13 protein-coding genes are annotated in these 16831 nt (G+C 71.2%); 4 read left to right on the top strand and 9 right to left on the bottom strand.

Features of this window, described 5'->3' with window-relative positions; translation table 11 throughout:
* Window positions 1-139 precede the first annotated feature (139 nt).
* On the bottom strand, window positions 140-349 hold the full coding sequence (locus CU044_RS06025) for a hypothetical protein (RefSeq protein ID WP_129767389.1): 210 nt from the start codon (window positions 347-349) through the stop codon (window positions 140-142).
* A 402-nt stretch (window positions 350-751) separates the two neighbouring features.
* Here CU044_RS06025 and CU044_RS06020 point away from each other — a divergent pair, with 402 nt between their 5' ends.
* The 4 genes from CU044_RS06020 (at window position 752) to CU044_RS06005 (ending at window position 5513) form a co-directional block, all read left to right on the top strand.
* Window positions 752-1237, top strand: coding sequence for a MarR family transcriptional regulator (locus tag CU044_RS06020; RefSeq protein ID WP_129767388.1), 486 nt, complete (start codon window positions 752-754; stop codon window positions 1235-1237).
* 13 nt (window positions 1238-1250) lie between these two features.
* Window positions 1251-3830 (top strand): MFS transporter, encoded by a 2580-nt coding sequence (locus tag CU044_RS06015; protein WP_129767387.1) that lies wholly within the window; start codon window positions 1251-1253, stop codon window positions 3828-3830.
* Window positions 3831-4055: 225 nt separating this feature from the next.
* Window positions 4056-4955, top strand: coding sequence for a YceI family protein (locus CU044_RS06010; RefSeq protein ID WP_129767479.1), 900 nt, complete (start codon window positions 4056-4058; stop codon window positions 4953-4955).
* Window positions 4956-5048: 93 nt separating this feature from the next.
* Complete coding sequence (locus tag CU044_RS06005) at window positions 5049-5513, top strand: PPOX class F420-dependent oxidoreductase (RefSeq protein ID WP_129767386.1); 465 nt, start codon at window positions 5049-5051, stop codon at window positions 5511-5513.
* 78 nt (window positions 5514-5591) lie between these two features.
* Here the strand turns inward: CU044_RS06005 and CU044_RS06000 are convergent, their stop codons facing one another.
* From CU044_RS06000 to CU044_RS05965, 8 genes are all read right to left on the bottom strand, one after another.
* Window positions 5592-6443: a TetR/AcrR family transcriptional regulator gene (locus tag CU044_RS06000; protein ID WP_129767385.1), complete on the bottom strand. Its 852-nt coding sequence runs from the start codon at window positions 6441-6443 to the stop codon at window positions 5592-5594.
* A gap of 165 nt (window positions 6444-6608) precedes the next feature.
* Entirely contained in the window at window positions 6609-8273 is a 1665-nt protein-coding gene (locus CU044_RS05995) for an MFS transporter (protein ID WP_129767384.1), read from the bottom strand.
* 154 nt (window positions 8274-8427) lie between these two features.
* Window positions 8428-10659, bottom strand: coding sequence for a glycosyltransferase family 39 protein (locus CU044_RS05990; RefSeq protein WP_240045392.1), 2232 nt, complete (start codon window positions 10657-10659; stop codon window positions 8428-8430).
* Between the two features lie 5 nt (window positions 10660-10664).
* Window positions 10665-12068 carry a bifunctional glycosyltransferase family 2/GtrA family protein gene (locus CU044_RS05985; RefSeq protein ID WP_129767383.1) on the bottom strand — a complete coding sequence of 468 codons (1404 nt, stop codon included), beginning with the start codon at window positions 12066-12068 and terminating at the stop codon, window positions 10665-10667.
* Window positions 12069-12093: 25 nt separating this feature from the next.
* Window positions 12094-13944, bottom strand: coding sequence for a HAMP domain-containing sensor histidine kinase (locus CU044_RS05980; protein WP_240045374.1), 1851 nt, complete (start codon window positions 13942-13944; stop codon window positions 12094-12096).
* A 17-nt stretch (window positions 13945-13961) separates the two neighbouring features.
* On the bottom strand, window positions 13962-14717 hold the full coding sequence (locus tag CU044_RS05975; RefSeq protein ID WP_165371795.1) for a response regulator transcription factor: 756 nt from the start codon (window positions 14715-14717) through the stop codon (window positions 13962-13964).
* A gap of 183 nt (window positions 14718-14900) precedes the next feature.
* A complete protein-coding gene (locus CU044_RS05970) occupies window positions 14901-15818 on the bottom strand; it encodes an amidohydrolase family protein (RefSeq protein WP_193563892.1) in 918 nt (305 codons plus the stop codon).
* Between the two features lie 56 nt (window positions 15819-15874).
* A complete protein-coding gene (locus CU044_RS05965; RefSeq protein WP_129767379.1) occupies window positions 15875-16774 on the bottom strand; it encodes a DUF2797 domain-containing protein in 900 nt (299 codons plus the stop codon).
* Between the last annotated feature and the right edge of the window lie 57 nt (window positions 16775-16831).

The raw sequence follows: 16831 nt of genomic DNA, 5'->3' as shown, positions 1-16831 counted from the left end.
GCCCGCGGACCCCGCCCCTCGCCCGCTCTCGGGCGATGTCGCGGGCGGGGTTCGGAGACGACCCAGGATCGGTGACGACCCAGAATTCGGTGACGATCCGGGACTCGGAGACGATCCGGGACTCGGAGGCGAGGAAGCGTCAGGCGAAGGCCAGCCAGGCCACCACGGCCAGGACCACGACGGCCGCGACAACGCCGACGATCACTCCGACCTTCGGCCCGCTCTGCTGGGGAGGCGCCTGCCGGCGCTGCGGCTCGCCGTCGTCGACGAACGCACGGAACATCTGGGTGCTGCCCGCGGGGTCGGGATTGCCCTCGGGGCCCTGCGGGGCATGGGGGTTGTGTGCCATACGCCAGGACCCTAGCGAACGCGCGGATCCCGTCCAACGCCGGGCCCGCCGCTGACTGATATGGCGCCGCCCGTCCACTGTTCGCCCGTCGCCCCCTCCACTGCTCGGCGACCGATACGCTCCCCTTGCCCGCTTTCGCCGGACCGGCCCGCTCTCCTCGCCCGGCCGACCACCCCCCGTCCGGCCGACCACCATCCCCTCGTCGGCAACCGAGCGTCCGCTTGCCCGACCGCCGAGCGCTCTCCTGCCAGGCCTGACAGCCCCCGCGCCGGTCATTGACCTCAGCCATGCGAAGCCTTTTGGGTTCCTTTACTCCACTCGGCCCGATTTCGTTTGCCTGTAGCAACCAACAGCTTCTATGGTTCTATGGTTGCCCCAAGCAACAAGATGCCGGGAGGGCCCATGGCCGCAGCACAGAGTCAGTACGCGGAACTGGCCCGACAGATCAGTGCCATCGGCGCCGTCAAACGGGGGCTGGCGCGCATCCTGCCCGCCGAGTGCCCGGGCGGCACCGCCGCCGTACTGACCCTGCTCGACCGGCACGGCGAGATGCGGATGAGCCGCCTCGCCGAGTTGCTCGCCGTCGACATGTCGGTGACCAGCAGACATGTCGCCCACGCCGCCGAGCGCGGCTGGATCGAGCGGTCCCCCGACCCCGCGGACAAGCGCTCCCGCATCCTGCGGCTCACCCCGGCGGGCCAGGAGCTGATCGACGAGCTGGCCCGGCGGACGACAGAGATGTTCGCGCGGACGCTCGACGACTGGACCGACGACGAGGTCGGGCAGCTGGTCACGATGCTGGAGCGGCTGCGCAGCAGCTTCGGCGACTGCCGGGACTGGCGTTACCAAGATTCGTACACCCGTACACCCATGCGGCACGAGACGTAAGACAAGGAATTCAATGGCTACGACCACACCAGCGGGTGTGCGGGGCGGCCACGCCAAGCACGGAGGCGGCGCCCCCGCCCCCGCGAGCGGCGCGCCGATGACACACCGTCAGATCATGGAGGCGCTCTCCGGGCTGCTTCTGGGCATGTTCGTCGCGATCCTGTCGTCGACGATCGTCTCCAACGCCCTGCCGGAGATCATCTCCGACCTGGGCGGCGGACAGAGCGCCTACACCTGGGTGGTGACCTCATCGCTGCTGGCGATGACGGCGACCACCCCGCTGTGGGGCAAGCTCTCCGACCTCTTCAGCAAGAAGCTCCTGGTTCAGATAGCCCTGGTCATCTATGTCTCGGGCTCGATCGTGGCCGGCCTCTCGCAGAACGCCGCGATGCTGATCGCCTGCCGGGTGTTCCAGGGCATCGGCGTCGGCGGTCTCTCCGCCCTCGCCCAGATCGTCATGGCCGCGATGATCGCCCCGCGCGAGCGTGGCCGGTACAGCGGCTACCTCGGCGCGACCTTCGCCGTCGCCACCGTCGGCGGCCCACTGCTCGGCGGCGTCATCACCGACACCTCGTGGCTGGGCTGGCGCTGGTGCTTCTACGTCGGCGTCCCGTTCGCCGTCATCGCACTGATCGTCCTCCAGAAGACCCTGAAGCTCCCGGTCGTCAAGCGCGAAGGGGTCAAGGTCGACTGGTTCGGCGCCTTCTTCATCAGCGCGGCCGTCTCGCTGCTGCTGGTCTGGGTCACCTTCGCGGGCAACAAGTACGACTGGATCTCGTGGCAGACGTACGCGATGGTCGGCGGATCGGTTCTGCTCGGCGCCATATTCATCCTTGTCGAGTCGAAGGCGCGCGAGCCGATCATCCCGCTGCGGCTCTTCCGTAACCGCACGATCACGCTGGCCTCGCTGGCCTCGCTCTTCGTCGGTATCGCGATGTTCGCCGGCACGGTCTTCTTCAGCCAGTACTTCCAGCTGGCCCGCGACAAGTCGCCGACGATGTCCGGTGTCATGACCATCCCGATGATCGGTGGTCTGTTCGTCTCCTCCACCGTCTCCGGCATGATCATCACCAAGACGGGCCGCTGGAAGATCTGGCTGGTCAGCGGTGGTGTGCTGGTGACGGCCGGGCTCGGGCTGCTGGGCACTCTGCGGTACGACACCCCGTACTGGCACATGGCGATCTACATGGCGCTGATGGGGCTCGGCGTCGGCATGATGATGCAGAACCTGGTCCTGTGCACACAGAACCAGGTCTCTCCCGAGGACCTCGGCGCCGCCAGCTCCACCGTCACCTTCTTCCGCTCGCTGGGCGGTGCGGTCGGTGTCTCGGCGCTGGGCGCGGTGCTGGGCAACCGGGTCACGCACTACGTCAAGGAGGGGCTGGCCGACCTCGGCCCGCAGGGCGCGGCCCTGGGCCACGGCGGTACCGGTGGCGGCGGCATCCCGAACCTGGACACGCTGCCCGCCCCGATGCGGCAGGTCATGGAGGTGGCGTACGGCCACGGCGTCGGCGATGTCTTCCTCTATTCGGCACCGGCCGCGCTGATCGCGCTGCTGCTGACGCTGTTCATCAAGGAGGTCGCGCTGAAGACGCGGGCCGGCGGTGAGACGGCGGAGGTCACGGCTCCCGCCGCGACGACCGCGACGACCGCGACGACCGCGACGACCGCCGAGATACCCGCGATATCCGCGATATCCGAGGTGGCCGCGGTACCCGTGGCGAGGGGATCCGGAATGGCGGGGTCCGGAATGGCAGCGGCTTCTGGAGGGACCATGACAGCTGGATCGGCCGAATCGGCCGGCACGTCGTTCGCGGCACCCGCGCCGGGGACCGCCGTACAGGGTGTGGTGCTCGGTTCCGAGGGCACGCCGGTGCCCCGCGCCGCCGTCACCCTGATATCCCTGGCCGGTCGGCAGCTGGCCCGCTCGGTCGCCCAGTCCGACGGCGGCTATGTCCTGGACGCGCCGGGCGCCGGCTCGTACGTACTGATCGCCTCCGCCGACGGCTTCCAGCCGCAGGCGTCCACGGTGGTCGTCGGGGACGGACCGCTCTCGTACGACATCCTGCTCTCCGGTACGAGCGGCCTCACCGGGGTGGTGCGCGCCGCGGACGGCGGGTACCCGATCGAGGGCGCGATGGTGATCGTGACCGATGTGCGCGGCGATGTGCTGGCCACCGGGAAGTCGTCCGAGCAGGGCGAGTTCGGCTTCGGTGAGCTGGTCCCCGGTTATGTGACCGTCGCGGTGAACGCCACCGGCTACCGCCCGCTGGCCCTGCCGGTGGAGATAGGCGGCCAGGGCGTCACCCGTGTCGAGGCGGTCCTCCTCTCCGGCGCCCTGGTGCAGGGCACGGTCAGGGCGGGCGCGGCCCGCCGCCCGGCGCACGACGCCCGGGTGACGCTGGTCGACGCGGCCGGAAACGTGGTCGCGACGGCGACGACCGGCGAGGACGGGGCGTATGCCTTCGCCGACCTGGACTCCGGCGAGTACACGGTCATCGCGACCGGCTACCCGCCGGTGGCGGGCTCGCTGACGGTCACCGGCCGCGGAGTCGACGACCACGACATCGAACTCGCCCACCCCGGCGAGTAGTCGAAACCCCCCGGACCGCGTGGCGCTTGTAGCGGGCGGCGCGTCGGCCGGGTGCGGAAACGGGCTCCGGTGGCGGGGACGGCGGCGGGCAGGGGACGGCCTGTCGTCGCACCCCGGCCGGAGCCCGGCTCTTTACGGGACTGGCCGAGGGACGAGGGAGAGAGAAACGGGATGGGCGGGACGGGCGGAATGGGCGGGGCACTCGGGATGGGCGGGGCAGCCGGAATGGGCGGGACGGGACTTCGCGGACAGGTACGGACGCGGGACGGCTGGGCCGTGCAGCACGCGGTCGTGACCATGACCGACATGAGCGGTACGCAGGTGCTGCGGCGGGAAGCCGACGAGAACGGCTCGGTACGGACCGACGCGGCGCTGGCACCGGGCCCGTACACCGTCGTCGTGACGGCCGTCGGCTACGCGCCCGTCGCCTCCACGGCGCTGGTCACGGCGAGCGGGCGTGCCGAGGTCGGCACGGTGGTACTGGCCAGGCAGGGCGGGGTCGAGCTGCCGCCGCCGGGCGCCTGGAGCCTGGATCCGGCGCATTCGGCGGTGAGCGCGGTGGCCCAGCATCTGGGGATCTCCAGCGTGCGCGGGAGGTTCACGGAGTTCGGGGGACGGATCGAGATCGCGGCGGGCACGGCGGGTGCGGCGGGCACGGGGAGCGCGGGAGGCGCAGGAGGCACGGGCAGTACTGGCGGCGCGTACGGAGTCGAGGCGTCGCGCGTCGACGCGGTCATCAGCGCGGCGAGCATCGACACCGGCAACGCGCTGCGCGACAAGCACCTCAAGTCGCCGGACTTCCTGGACGTGGAGCGCTTCCCGGAGATCACGTACAGCAGTACGGGGCTGACCCCGGCGGGCCCGGACCGCTGGACGGTGCACGGACAGCTGTCGCTGCACGGCGTCGTACGCGAAGTGGACCTGGACCTGAGCTACCTGGGCACCGGGCCCGACCCGTGGGGCGGGGTACGGGCGGCCTTCCGCGCGACCACGGAGCTGCACCGGGAGGACTTCGCCATGAACTACAACCAGGTGGTGCAGGCGGGGATCTCCGCGATCGGGACGACGCTGCGGGTGGAGCTGGACATCCAGGCGGTGCAGGGCGAGAGCCTGCCGGGCGTGTGATCGCCGCGCAGGGGGCGGCTCGGGCGAGGGGCGTGGTTCGGGCGAGGGGCGTGGTTCGCGGCGGGCGGGCTCCGAGGTCGTAGGCTGCGCGGCATGGCACCGAATATCGCAACGAATACGGCTGTTGACCTCGCCGGGCTGCTGGAGTTCGTACGTCCCAGGCACCGCGCGATCCTGCTGACCACCCGTTCCGACGGCCGGCCGCAGGGCTCCCCGCTCGCCTGCGGGGTCGACGACTCGGGCCGGATCGTCGTCTCCACGTACCCCGAGCGCGCCAAGACGCGGAACGCCAAGCGGGACGAGCGGGTGAGCGTGATCGTCCTGTCGGACGACTGGAACGGCCCGTGGGTCCAGGTCGACGGTACGGCCGAGGTGATCGACTCCCCGGAGTCGGTCGAGCCGCTGGTCGAGTACTACCGGAACATCGCGGGCGAGCACCCCGACTGGGACGAGTACCGGGAGGCGATGGTGAAGCAGGGGAAGTCCATCATCCGGATCACCCCGGAGCGCTGGAGTCCACTTGCCACCGGCGGCTTCCCGGCCCGACTCGTCTCGTAGGAGCCGGGGGCGGCCGTCGCGTAGGCCCCCGTCCGGAGGCTCGGTCCCGGGGCTCGGTCCCGGGTCCCGTCCGGGGGCTCAGTTCCGGGTCCCGTCCCCGCTCGCGCCGCCGGGTCCGTCCGCCGCCTCGCTGCGGGGCCCGGCGGCGGCCCGGTCGCGCTGCCGCATCGTCTCGATGCCCGCGATGAGGAGTTCGAGCGCGAACGTGAAGTCGCGTTGGCGCATCTCCGCCACCGTATCGCCGCCACGCGCCTCCATCAGTTCGTCCGCGGTCTCGAACGACTCCTGGAACTTCGGCTGTTCGTTGATCGCGCCCATCGCCTGCCGGAAGTACTGGTCCTGGCTCAGCCCGGCGTCGGCGCAGCGCTGTACGAAGTGGCCCTCGATCGTGCCGAATCCGTAGACGAACTGGAAGACCGCCGCCAGCCCGCCCATCTGGCCGTGCGGCGCCAGGCCCGTCCTTCCCATGACGGCCTGGACGGCCGCCGAGAAGGCCATCGAGTGCGGGCCGATGTTCAGATATCTGCCGACGAGCGGCGAGACCCAGTGGTGCCTGACCAGCACCTCCCGGTAGCTGGTGGCCAGTTCGCGCAGCTGGTCGCGCCAGTCGGCGCCCTCGTCCGTCATGTCGGGGACCAGGACCTCGCCGAAGACGGAGTCCAGGGCGAGTTCGAGGAGGTCGTCCTTGGTGTCGACGTACCAGTAGAGGGACATGGCGGTCACCCCCAGCTCCGCGGCCAGCCGCCGCATGGAGAACTTCGCCGGGCCCTCCGTGTCGAGGAGCCGTATCGAGACCGCTGTTATGCGGTCGCGGTCCAGGCCGGCGGGATGGTCCGAGTTCTCGCTTCTGCGGCCGCGGCCCGCCGGCTTGCCCTCCAGCCATACGCTGGTACGGGTCGGCCGCTTGTCGCGATCGGCTTCCGGCACCATGGGTGAGCCTCCTCGAGTTCCCTCCGGCCGGGCTACGGCCGGACTCCACTTTCTCTGCCCGGCCTCTGGCCTCTGCCCGGCTCGGGCTCCCGGCCGGCCAGGCCCCACCGGCGACGACCGGGTCATCCGATCGCCGGAGTCCGGACGCCTGCCGCTCTTCCGATGCTATGCCGCCCCCGACACGGAGTCCGACGGGGAGCCGGACGCGGAGCCGGAGCCGGATGACGCGGCCGACGGGGAGCCCGGCGAAGAGCCCGAGGCTCCCGGGAAGCCCGAGGAGCCCTGGGAGCCCTGGGAGCCCGAGGCTCCCGGAGAGCCCGGGGAGCCCGAGGAGCCCGGCGTGGGCTTCGCGCGCTCGGCCCTGCGCAGCAGCAGCGCGGCCAGCAGACCGCCCACCAGCACGGCCACGGCCCCGACCAGCTGGCTCGTCTCCAGGCTCGACGCGAACGCGTCGGAGATGCTCAGCCGCTCCGCCTCCCCGTCCGCCGCCGCGAGCGCGGCGGGCAGCGAGGCGCCCCCCACCGCCGCCGGAACGAGCGCGGCGAAGCGGGAGCTGAGCACGGCGCCCAGGACGGCGACCCCGAGACCGTTGCCGAACTCGCCCAGCGTGCCGTTGATGCCCGCGCCGACGCCCGCCTTCTCCGGCGGGATCGCGCTCATGATGGCGTTCGCCATGGCCGGCATGGAGAGGGCGACACCCGCGCCCATCACGATCAGGCCGAGCAGCATCCCGCTGTACCCATGGGCGCCGAGCACCGCGATCGCGGCGAGCCCGGCGGACACCAGGACCATGCCGAGCGCGATGGTGCCCGGGGTGCCCAGCTTCCGTACGGCCAGCGCGCCGACGCCCGCGAGGTTCAGGACGACGACGCTGACCGCGAGCGGAGCCGTACGCAGACCGGCGTCCAACGGCCCGTAGCCCAGCACGAACTGGAGATGCTGGGTCAGCAGGAACAGCGATCCGGTCATCCCGAAGGAGACCAGGATGGCCCCCGCCACCGCCCCGATGAAGCGCTGGTCGCGGAAGAAGTTCATGTCCAGCATCGGATACGGGACGCGCAGCTCCCAGAAGACGAACAGGCCGAGGACGAGCAGGCCGAGGGAGGCCGGGAGCAGCACCTGACCGGAGAGCCAGCCGTGATCCGGCCCGGAGATGATCGCGTACACGACGGCGGTCATGCCGATGGTGGAGAGCAGCGCGCCGAGCAGATCGGGACGGTCGCCCTCCTTGCTCTTCGATTCCGGTACGAGCGCGACGACCGCGATCACTCCGAGTACCACGACCGGGATGTTGATCAGGAAGATCGCGCCCCACCAGAAGTGGTCGAGCATGGCCCCGCCGATCAGCGGACCGACGGCCCAGCCGAGGTGGTTGACGGTCGCCCAGATTCCGATCGCCTTGACGCGCTCGGTGTCGTCGAACAGCTGGACCACGACGGCGAGGGTCGTGGTGATCAGCAGCGCGCCCCCGACGCCCATTCCGGCGCGCGCGGCGATCAACTGACCGCTGGACTGAGCGAGTCCGGCGGCCAGCGACCCGATCCCGAACAGCACGAGGCCCACGATCAGCAGTTTCTTGCGGCCGTACCGGTCGGCGGCGTTGCCCGCGGTGAGCAGCAGGCCGACCTGGACCAGGGAGTAGGCGTTGATCATCCACTGGATGTCGGCGGTGGAGGCGTGCAGTTCACGGGTGAGGGACGGGATCGCGACACCGAGGACGGTGTTGTCGAGCAGCACGGTGAGCTGGGCCAGACAGATGACACCGAGGATCAGCCAGCGCTGCGGGTGCCGTGCGGGGGCGATGTGGTGCTCGGCGGCTGTCGCCGTCATGGAGACTCCTTGTACGGTGTACAGGAACAGTCGCTGTACACCGTACAAGAATCCCTTACGCCGTATAGCTTCTTTTTCCGCCAGTCGGGTGCCGGCCGGCTGAGTGCCTCGTCGGCCAGGAGGCCCGACAGGCCCGGTAGACCTGTCAGGCCTGTCAGGCCTCCTGGGTCAGGTCGTAGAGGGTCGCGCCGTCCACGGTGACCTTCTTGAAGGTGGACTCCACCCAGCTGGAGATCTCGGAGTTGGAACTGCCGAAGCCGCCGCCTCGACCGCCTCCTCCGCCACCGCCCTCAGCTCCACCGCCGCCGGGGCCGCCGCCCTCGCCCTCGCTCTCGCCGCTCGACAGGAAGTAGTGGATCTTCCCGTCCGCGACGTACTGCTTGAACTGGTCGAGGGTCGGGGACGGATCGCTGCCGTTGAAGCCGCCGATCGCCATGACGGGCTTCTCGGTGGCGAGTTGATAGCTGGCCGCGTTCTGGGAGCCGATGGTCGCGGCGACCCAGGTGTAGCCGGAGGCGTCCTTCTTGAGCGCGGCCTCGGCCTCGGAGCTGACGGTCTGGCCGTTGAGGAGGCCGCCCATGCCGCCTCCTCCGCCGCCGCCCCTGCCGCCCATACCGCCGCCGCCCTGGCCGCCCTCGGGCAGCGCGCCGTTCGGAGGCAACTGGGGCCGGCCGCCCGCGGCCGGGGTCTGCCCCTGGCCCTGCGCCTGACCCTGCCTCTGCCTCTGGCCCTGGCCCTGGCCCTGTGCCTGTCCCTGGCCTTGCCCCTGTGCCTGGCCCGCTGCCTGCTGACCGGGAAGCACCATCCCGGCCTCACCGGCGCCCCCGGCGCCCCCGGCGAAACGAGGCCCGCCGCCACCGCCGAAGCCGCCGCCACCCCGCGCGACGGCCGGTCCCGCCGTGATGATCGAGCCCCGGTACGCGGTGCTGACCGTGGTCAGTGTGTACGCGAGCGGTCCGGCGAGCGAGGCCGCGACCGCGAGACCCGCCGCCGCGAGCGCCAGCGGCCGGCCCAGCCTGCTCGCGACGAGCAGCCCCACCGCGGCCAGCAGACCGCCGATCAGCACCGCCCAGCGCAGCCACGGCACATAGTCAGGAGTCCGGCCGAGCAGTACGTACGCCCATACCGCCGTCCCCGCCGCCGCGAGCGCCAGCGTCGCCGACGCCACGATCCCGGCGCGCTCCTCCCACAGCATGGTGACGCCCATGCCGATGACGGCCGCGACGTACGGCGCCAGTGCCACGGTGTAGTACTCGTGGAAGATCCCGGCCATGAAGCTGAAGACCGCCAGGGTCACCAGCAGCGAGCCGCCCCACACCAGAAACGCCGCGCGGGCCGTGTCCGTACGCGCGCTCCGCCGGGTCACCACGAGTCCGACGACGAGCAGCAGCAGAGCGGCGGGGAGCAGCCAGGAGATCTGGCCGCCGATGGACTCGCTGAACATCCGGCCGATACCGGTCGCGCCGCTGCGACCGCCCCCGCCCCCGCCTCCTCCGCCGACGCTGCCGGCCTCCTCGCCGTTGATCCGGCCGAGGCCGTTGTAGCCGAAGGTCAGTTCAAGGAAGGAGTTCGTCTGGGAGCCGCCGACGTACGGGCGTGAGGAAGCGGGCCACAGCTCCACGATCGCGACCCACCAGCCGCCGGAGACGACGAGCGCGAGACCGGCCAGCGCGAGCTGGCCGAGCCGGCGCCGTACGGACGTGGGCGCGCACACCGCGTACACCAGCGCCAGCGCCGGCAGGATCAGAAACCCCTGGAGCGTCTTGGTCAGGAACGCGAAGCCGATCGCGATCCCCGCCCACACCAGCCATGTGGTCCGCCCGGCCTCCAGCGCGCGCAGCACGCAGTAGACGGCGGTGGTCATCAGCAGCGCGAGCAGCGCGTCCGGGTTGTTGAAGCGGAACATCATCACGGCGACGGGCGTCAGCGCCAGCACCACGGCCGCCGTCAGTCCGGCGACAGCGCTGAAGCGGCGGCGCACGGCGGCGTACAGCACCGCTACCGTCCCGAGCCCCATCAGTACCTCGGGCACCAGGATCTGCCAGGATCCGAGCCCGAAGAGCCGTACGGACAGGGCCATCGGCCAGAGCGCGGCCGGGGGCTTGTCGACGGTGATGGAGTTCCCCGCGTCGGAGGAGCCGAAGAAGAACGCCTTCCAGCTCTCGCTGCCCGCCTGAACGGCCGCGGAATAGAAGGAGTTGGCGTAACCGGAATCGCTCAGATGCCACAACTGGAGCAGTCCGGCGACCAGCAGGACGGCGAGCAGGGCCGGGCGTACCCAACTGGCGTCTTCGGCCCTGCCCCGCCAGAAGCGGAGGGCGCGGCCGGCGGCGCGATGGCGCTGGTGGCGCGCCGTCGCCGAAGGCCCGTCGGGCTGAAGGGTCATGGTCATCATGCGGTCCTTGAGTCGAGGTCGGCGGTGTCGGAAGCAGCGGAGACGGGCGCGGAGGCCGTGGCAGGGGCAGGGGCGGAGGCCGAAGCGGGGAGGGGCGCGCAGGCGGTGGCGGAGAGGGAGTCGGAGGCCGTAGCCGTGTCACGGGCCGGGAGATCGTCCGTACGGCGCTCGGGGAAGACCCAGGCGCGCAGGAGGAGGAAGCGCAGCACCGTCGCGGCGAGGTTGGCGGCGATCAGCACGGCCAGCTCGGTGGAGTGGGAGGGGGTACCCGTGGCCGCGTCCAGGGCCGCCAGTGAACCGCTGGTCAGGGCGAGTCCGATGGCGAAGACGACCAGGCCCTGGGCCTGGTGTCGTACGGCGCGCTCCCGGCCGCGTACTCCGAAGGTGAGCCTCCGGTTGGCGGCGGTGTTGGCGATCGCGGAGACCAGCAGGGCGATCGCGTTGGCGAGTTGTGGACTCGCCGTTGCACGGAAGACGGAATAGAGCAGAAGATAAAAGAGCGTGGACAGGGCGCCCACGAAGCAGAAGCCGACCAGTTGCCGGGCGAGTCCGCCGGGCACCCCACCGATCCGGCGGTCTCTCGGGTCATCCCCGAATGGCCTGGCCAGCCGGTCCAGAGGCAGCGCGCCCACCGCCAGTGCCCGCCCCACCCGCCAGACGCCCTTGAGATCCTCGGTCGCGGTCTTGACGATATGCACCGTGCTGTCGGGGTCGTCGATCCAGTCCACCGGGACTTCATGGATCCGCAGTCCGGCGCGTTCGGCGAGCACGAGCATCTCTGTGTCGAAGAACCACCCGGTGTCCTCGACCATCGGCAGCAGCCGCTGGGCGACGTCACGCCGTATGGCCTTGAACCCACACTGCGCGTCGCTGAAGCGCGCGGAGAGAGAGGACTTGAGGATGAGGTTGTAGGCCCGCGAGATGAACTCGCGCTTGGGGCCGCGTACGACCCGTGACGAACGGGACAGCCGCGACCCGATCGCCAGATCGGAGTGGCCCGAGATCAGCGGCGCCACGAGCGGGAGGAGTGCGTTGAGATCCGTGGACAGATCCACGTCCATATAGGCGAGGACGGGTGCGTCGGAGTGGGACCACACGGTACGGAGCGCCCTGCCCCGGCCCTTCTGCTCCAGGCGGTACGCCCGTACCTCCGGGATCTCGGTGTCGAGTCGGGCCGCGACCTGCGGAGTCCGGTCGGTACTGGCGTTGTCGGCGATCGTGATGCGAAAGCTGTACGGGAAGGTGCGGGCCAGGTGTTCGTGCAGGCGCCGCACACATGGTTCGAGGTCCTGCTCCTCGTTGTAGACGGGGATCGTCACGTCAAGTACGGGGGCATCGGTCACCTCGACCGGGAGATGCTCCCGGGCCGGGAGTGTGCCCCATGAAGTGTCGGTTCGCATGACTCGACATTCGCGAGGCGCGCTGTCACGGCTGTGTGGTGAAGCTGTGCCCCGTCTGTGAGTCGCGGACGGGTCCCCACGGACGCCGCTGGGGCTGATGCGGTGCATGTGAGGGGTGGGTCTGCCCGCGCGAAAGGACGGTCTGCCCGTGCGAGAGGGCGGATTGCCCCTGCGAGACGGCGGATTGCCCCTGCGTGGGCGGGCCGCCGGGCAGGCGTACGGAGAACACGGTCCGGCCGGGGACGCTCTGTACGGCGACGGTCCCGCCGTGCGCGGTGACGACCGCTTGGACGATCGCCAGGCCGAGACCGGTGGAGCCGGCCGCGCGGGAGCGTGACGCGTCACCGCGCGCGAAGCGTTCGAAGACATGCGGCAGCAGCTCGGGCGGGATGCCGGGGCCGTCGTCCTGCACTTCGAGGACGACGGAGGATCGGCCGACCGACCAGACGTCCCACGGTCCGTCCCACGGCTCGTCGCCCCAGCACCCGCCGTCGCTTCTGCGGACGCGTGCGGTGACGGTGGTGCCGGGCGGGGTGTGCGTACGGGCGTTGGCGAGGAGATTGACGAGCACTTGATGGAGACGGGAGGCGTCGCCGTACACCGTGGCGCAGGGCTCGTCCGGCTCGGGCAGTTCAAGGCGCCAGTGATGGTCCTGCCCTGCGGCATGAGCATCGCTCACCGCGTCCACGACCAGAGGGGAGAGATCAGTGCTCTCGTACGAGAGCGGGCGTCCGGCGTCGAGCCGCGCCAGCAGCAGCAGGTCCTCGACCAGGCCGGTCATCCGTTCCGCCTCGGCCTCGATACGCCCGAGCGCGCGCCGGGTGTCGGGGCCGGTCTCCTCGCGCCCGCGCCGGGTCAGCTCGGCGTACCCCCGGATGGAGGCGAGCGGTGTCCGGAGCTCATGGCCGGCGTCTGCGACGAACTGCCGTACCCGCGTCTCGCTCTCCTGCCGGGCCGCGAGCGCGGAACCGACATGCCCCAGCATCCGGTTGAGCGCCGCACCGACCTGCCCGACCTCGGTGCGTGGATCCGCCTCGGCGTCGGGGACCCGTACGAGCGGGGCCACCTCACCGCTGTGCAACGGCAGTTCGGAGACCCGGGTGGCGGTCGTGGCCACGCGCCTGAGCGGTCGCAGTGCGACGCCGACGAGCGCACTGCCCGCGATACCGGCGGCGATCAGCGCGGCGACGGTGACACAGATTTCCACGAGCACCAGGGTGTTGAGACTCTCCTGCACTTCGGCGGCCGGTATACCGACGAGGTAGGTCCCGTTGACGCCGTCGACGTACCGCACCCGGTAGTCGGCGCCCTCGGGCAGCGTGACGGTATGGGCCGCGTCGTCCCGCGGTACGGCCGCGATGGCCGCCTTCTGCGCTTCGCTGAGCGGCGTCTCCGTGATCGGCGGCCAGGTGTTCTCGTTCTCCTGAAGGGCGCTCATCAGCCCCCGGCCGACGGAGCCGTCGGCCAACAGCTCGACAGCGACCGTACCCACGGGCGCGCCGCCGCCCGTGACGATCTTCATCGGGTCCCTGCTCTCGGGGGCGATGTCGGGCAGCCGGTCGCCCTCGCCCGTACCGTTCCCCGCCCCGCTGCCCGTACCGTTCCCCGCCCCGCTGCCCGTACCGTTCCCCGCCCCGCTGCCCGCGCCGCTCCTCGCGCCGTCCCCCAGCCTGTTCTCGGCGTTGTTCGCCGCCTTTCCCGGCGGCGGTCCCGAGGCCCGCTTGGCGATGGCCTGCACCTGCGTGTCCAACTGGTCGTACAGATACGAGCGGTACGCGATCGTCGTGACCGCCCCGATCGCCGTTCCGACGATCGCGATCAGCGTGACCGCCGACACGACGAGCCGGTTCCGCAAGGACCAGCGCCGCTTCGTCACCCCCCGCAGGCGACCTTTCATCGCGGGGCGTCACCGGGCTCACCGGGCTTGATCAGATACCCGGCGCCGCGCCGGGTGTGGATCATCGGCGCGCGCCCCGCGTCGATCTTCCGCCGCAGATAGGAGATGTACAGCTCGACGACATTGGCCTGGCCGCCGAAGTCGTACGACCACACCCGGTCCAGGATCTGCGCCTTGCTCAGCACCCGGCGCGGATTACGCATCAGATAGCGCAGCAGCTCGAACTCGGTCGCGGTCAGATGGATGGACTGCCCGTCGCGGGTGACGTCATGGCTGTCCTCGTCGAGCGTCAGATCCCCGACGACCAGCAGCGACTCGCTGCGCACGGCCGCCGCGCCGGACCGCCGGATCAGCCCGCGCAGCCGCGCCACGACCTCCTCCAGGCTGAACGGCTTGGTGACATAGTCGTCACCACCCGCGGTCAGCCCGGCGATCCGGTCCTCCACGGAGTCCTTCGCGGTGAGGAAGAGCACGGGCACCTGCGGCAGTTCGCGGCGCAGCCGCCCCAGGACCGCCAGCCCGTCCATGTCGGGCAGCATCACGTCCAGTACGACCGCGTCGGGCCGGAACTCCCGCGCCGAACGCATGGCGCCCCCGCCGTCACCGGCGCTGCGCACCTCCCAGCCCTCGTACCGCAGGGCCATGGACAGCAGCTCGGTGAGCGAGGTCTCGTCGTCGACGACAAGCACGCGGACGGGGCTCCCGTCCGGCCTGAGCATTTCGGTGCGCCCCCGGGGCGAGGTGATGGTCATGCTGTTCACCCTGGGGACGGCCTCTGAGATTGGTCTTTCCGCTTCCTGTGAAATCCCTGAGAAACGGCTGCGGGCGAGGGCCTGGGCCGGACCGCCGTCCGGGTCCCCCGGTTTCCGGCCCTGTCGAACCTGACGGCCCTGGCGTCACTGACGGCTCTGCCGTCACTGACCGTCCTGGCGACCCTAGGCGTCGACGATCCCGAAGAGCCGGGCCCCGTTCCCGTAACAGACGGCGCGCAGCCACTCGTCCCCCAGCCCGAGCCGCTCCAGCGCCTCCAGCTGATGGACGTACGGATAGGGGATGTTCGGGAAGTCCGTCCCCAGCAGGATCCGGTCCCCCAGATCCGCCAGCCGCGCCCTCGCCTCTCCGGGGAACGGCGCGAAGTCCTCGCTGAAGTCCGTGAACGCCATGGTGGTGTCCAGTCTGACCTCCGCGTACCGCGCGGCGAGATCCAGGAAGTCCACGTACTCCGGCATCCCGAGATGGGCGACGATCAGCCGCAGCCGGGGATGGCGCGCCAGCAGCCGCCCCACCGGCTCGGGCCCGGTGTACTTGCCGGGCGCGGGGCCGGAGCCGCAGTGCATCACCACCGGGACGGCGGCCTCGGCGAGCAGCCCCCAGACCCGGTCGAGCCGCTCGTCGTTCGGGTCGTACGCGCCCACCTGGAGGTGCGACTTGAAGATCCGGGCGCCGCCGGCTTCCGCGCCGCCCTCGACGGCCTCACGTACGTACGCCTCGACGCCGTCCTCCGGGAAGAGCGTGGCCGTCCGCAGACAGTCCGGCGTACGCGCCGCGAACCCGGCGGCCCAGCCGTTCAGCCACTCCGCCATCCCCGGCTTGTGCGGATAGAGCATCGAGGTGTACGCCCGCACGCCGAACGCGCGCAGCAGGGCGACGCGTTCGGCCTCCTCCCGCCGGTACGAGATGGGCCACTCCCGCCCGATGAGCGGACCGGCGGAGTCGAAGTAGGCCCAGACCTTCCTGAGGACCCGCTCCGGCATGAAGTGCGTATGGACATCGACGAGGCCCGGGAGTCCTGTCCGCTCCCGGAACCGCCGTACGGCCTCGATCTCGTCCTCGTGACCGCCTATATCGGCCATACCGCCCATACCTTCCATACCGGCCGACTTTCCTTTCAGAAGAGCCCATCCTGCTTTCAGAAGAGCCCGTCCTGCACACCGCCGCTGTGCACATCCCTGACGGGCACGGTGACCGCGCCGCCGCCCGCGCCCTCACCCGTGCCGCCGCCCGCCGCCGCGGTCAGCTCCCATCCGCTCATCAGCCGGGTGTCCAGGACGATCACCCCGCCGTCCGCCGTGGCGAGATGCAGATCGGGCCCGGCTGCCGCGACCAGCCGCCCCGCGACGCACCCGCCGTCCACCAGCTCCACCACCACGCCGGTGGCCGGCGCCAGCCCGTCCAGGCCGAAAGCCCCGGCATGGTCGACGGCCGCGAACGCCATCCGCTCCAGCGACTGCGGCCACCCTTCCAGCGCCACCGCCCGTACGTACAGCCGCTCGATCTCGGCCACCCGCTCCGCCAGGACCGGCAGCGCGGCCCGTACGTCCCGCTTCCGCGCGTACGGGATACGGTCCGGCACCCCCAGCGCCCTGCGCAGCAGTTCCTCGGTCCGCCGCGCGGCCATCAGCGGCCCGCGCCCGAGCCAGCTGAACGCGACCGCCCCCTGCTCCAGAAGGCGCGCGGGTCCACGCTCCTCCGCGGTGATCCCGACCTTCACCATCCCGGGCCCGAACCACGCGAGATAGACGCGGTATGTCCGCGGATCATCGGCGATGGTGTCGGCGGCCACGGAGTGCGCCCGGTCCAGGCGGGCGCACTCGGCGCACTGCCCACCCGTACCGCGCCCGGCGATCACCGCCCCGAGGGGACACACATTCCCCCGCGCCCCGACGCACATACGCGCCCCGACGGCACAAAACCCCAGGTCACGCCCGTAGCCCAGCACGCTCTCCCGCCGGTCGCCCTCCCCGCCCCGCCGCCACCCGAGCGCGGGCACCCCCTCGCTCCAGCGAAGGCCCTGGCACTTCCACCTCATAGCGCACAGGATGACAGGCACGGACGGACGACATGGGCGGGACGAGGCGCGGGGGGC

Origin of the sequence: Streptomyces sp. L-9-10 (genome assembly GCF_004151105.1) — a bacterium.
In the GTDB taxonomy this organism is placed as follows: Bacteria; Actinomycetota; Actinomycetes; order Streptomycetales; family Streptomycetaceae; genus Streptomyces.
Note: the sequence above shows the minus strand (reverse complement) of the source record. Positions and strands in the feature narration are given on the sequence as shown.

Bases quoted from the DNA above. Each gene is read 5' to 3' on its own strand.
- CU044_RS06025 (WP_129767389.1), bottom strand. From the start codon at position 349: ATGGCACACAACCCCCATGCCCCGCAGGGCCCCGAGGGCAATCCCGAC.
- CU044_RS06020 (WP_129767388.1), top strand. From the start codon at position 752: ATGGCCGCAGCACAGAGTCAGTACGCGGAACTGGCCCGACAGATCAGT.
- CU044_RS06015 (WP_129767387.1), top strand. From the start codon at position 1,251: ATGGCTACGACCACACCAGCGGGTGTGCGGGGCGGCCACGCCAAGCAC.
- CU044_RS06010 (WP_129767479.1), top strand. From the start codon at position 4,056: ATGGGCGGGACGGGACTTCGCGGACAGGTACGGACGCGGGACGGCTGG.
- CU044_RS06005 (WP_129767386.1), top strand. From the start codon at position 5,049: ATGGCACCGAATATCGCAACGAATACGGCTGTTGACCTCGCCGGGCTG.
- CU044_RS06000 (WP_129767385.1), bottom strand. From the start codon at position 6,443: ATGGTGCCGGAAGCCGATCGCGACAAGCGGCCGACCCGTACCAGCGTA.
- CU044_RS05995 (WP_129767384.1), bottom strand. From the start codon at position 8,273: ATGACGGCGACAGCCGCCGAGCACCACATCGCCCCCGCACGGCACCCG.
- CU044_RS05990 (WP_240045392.1), bottom strand. From the start codon at position 10,659: ATGACCCTTCAGCCCGACGGGCCTTCGGCGACGGCGCGCCACCAGCGC.
- CU044_RS05985 (WP_129767383.1), bottom strand. From the start codon at position 12,068: ATGCGAACCGACACTTCATGGGGCACACTCCCGGCCCGGGAGCATCTC.
- CU044_RS05975 (WP_165371795.1), bottom strand. From the start codon at position 14,717: ATGACCATCACCTCGCCCCGGGGGCGCACCGAAATGCTCAGGCCGGAC.
- CU044_RS05970 (WP_193563892.1), bottom strand. From the start codon at position 15,818: ATGGCCGATATAGGCGGTCACGAGGACGAGATCGAGGCCGTACGGCGG.
- CU044_RS05965 (WP_129767379.1), bottom strand. From the start codon at position 16,774: ATGAGGTGGAAGTGCCAGGGCCTTCGCTGGAGCGAGGGGGTGCCCGCG.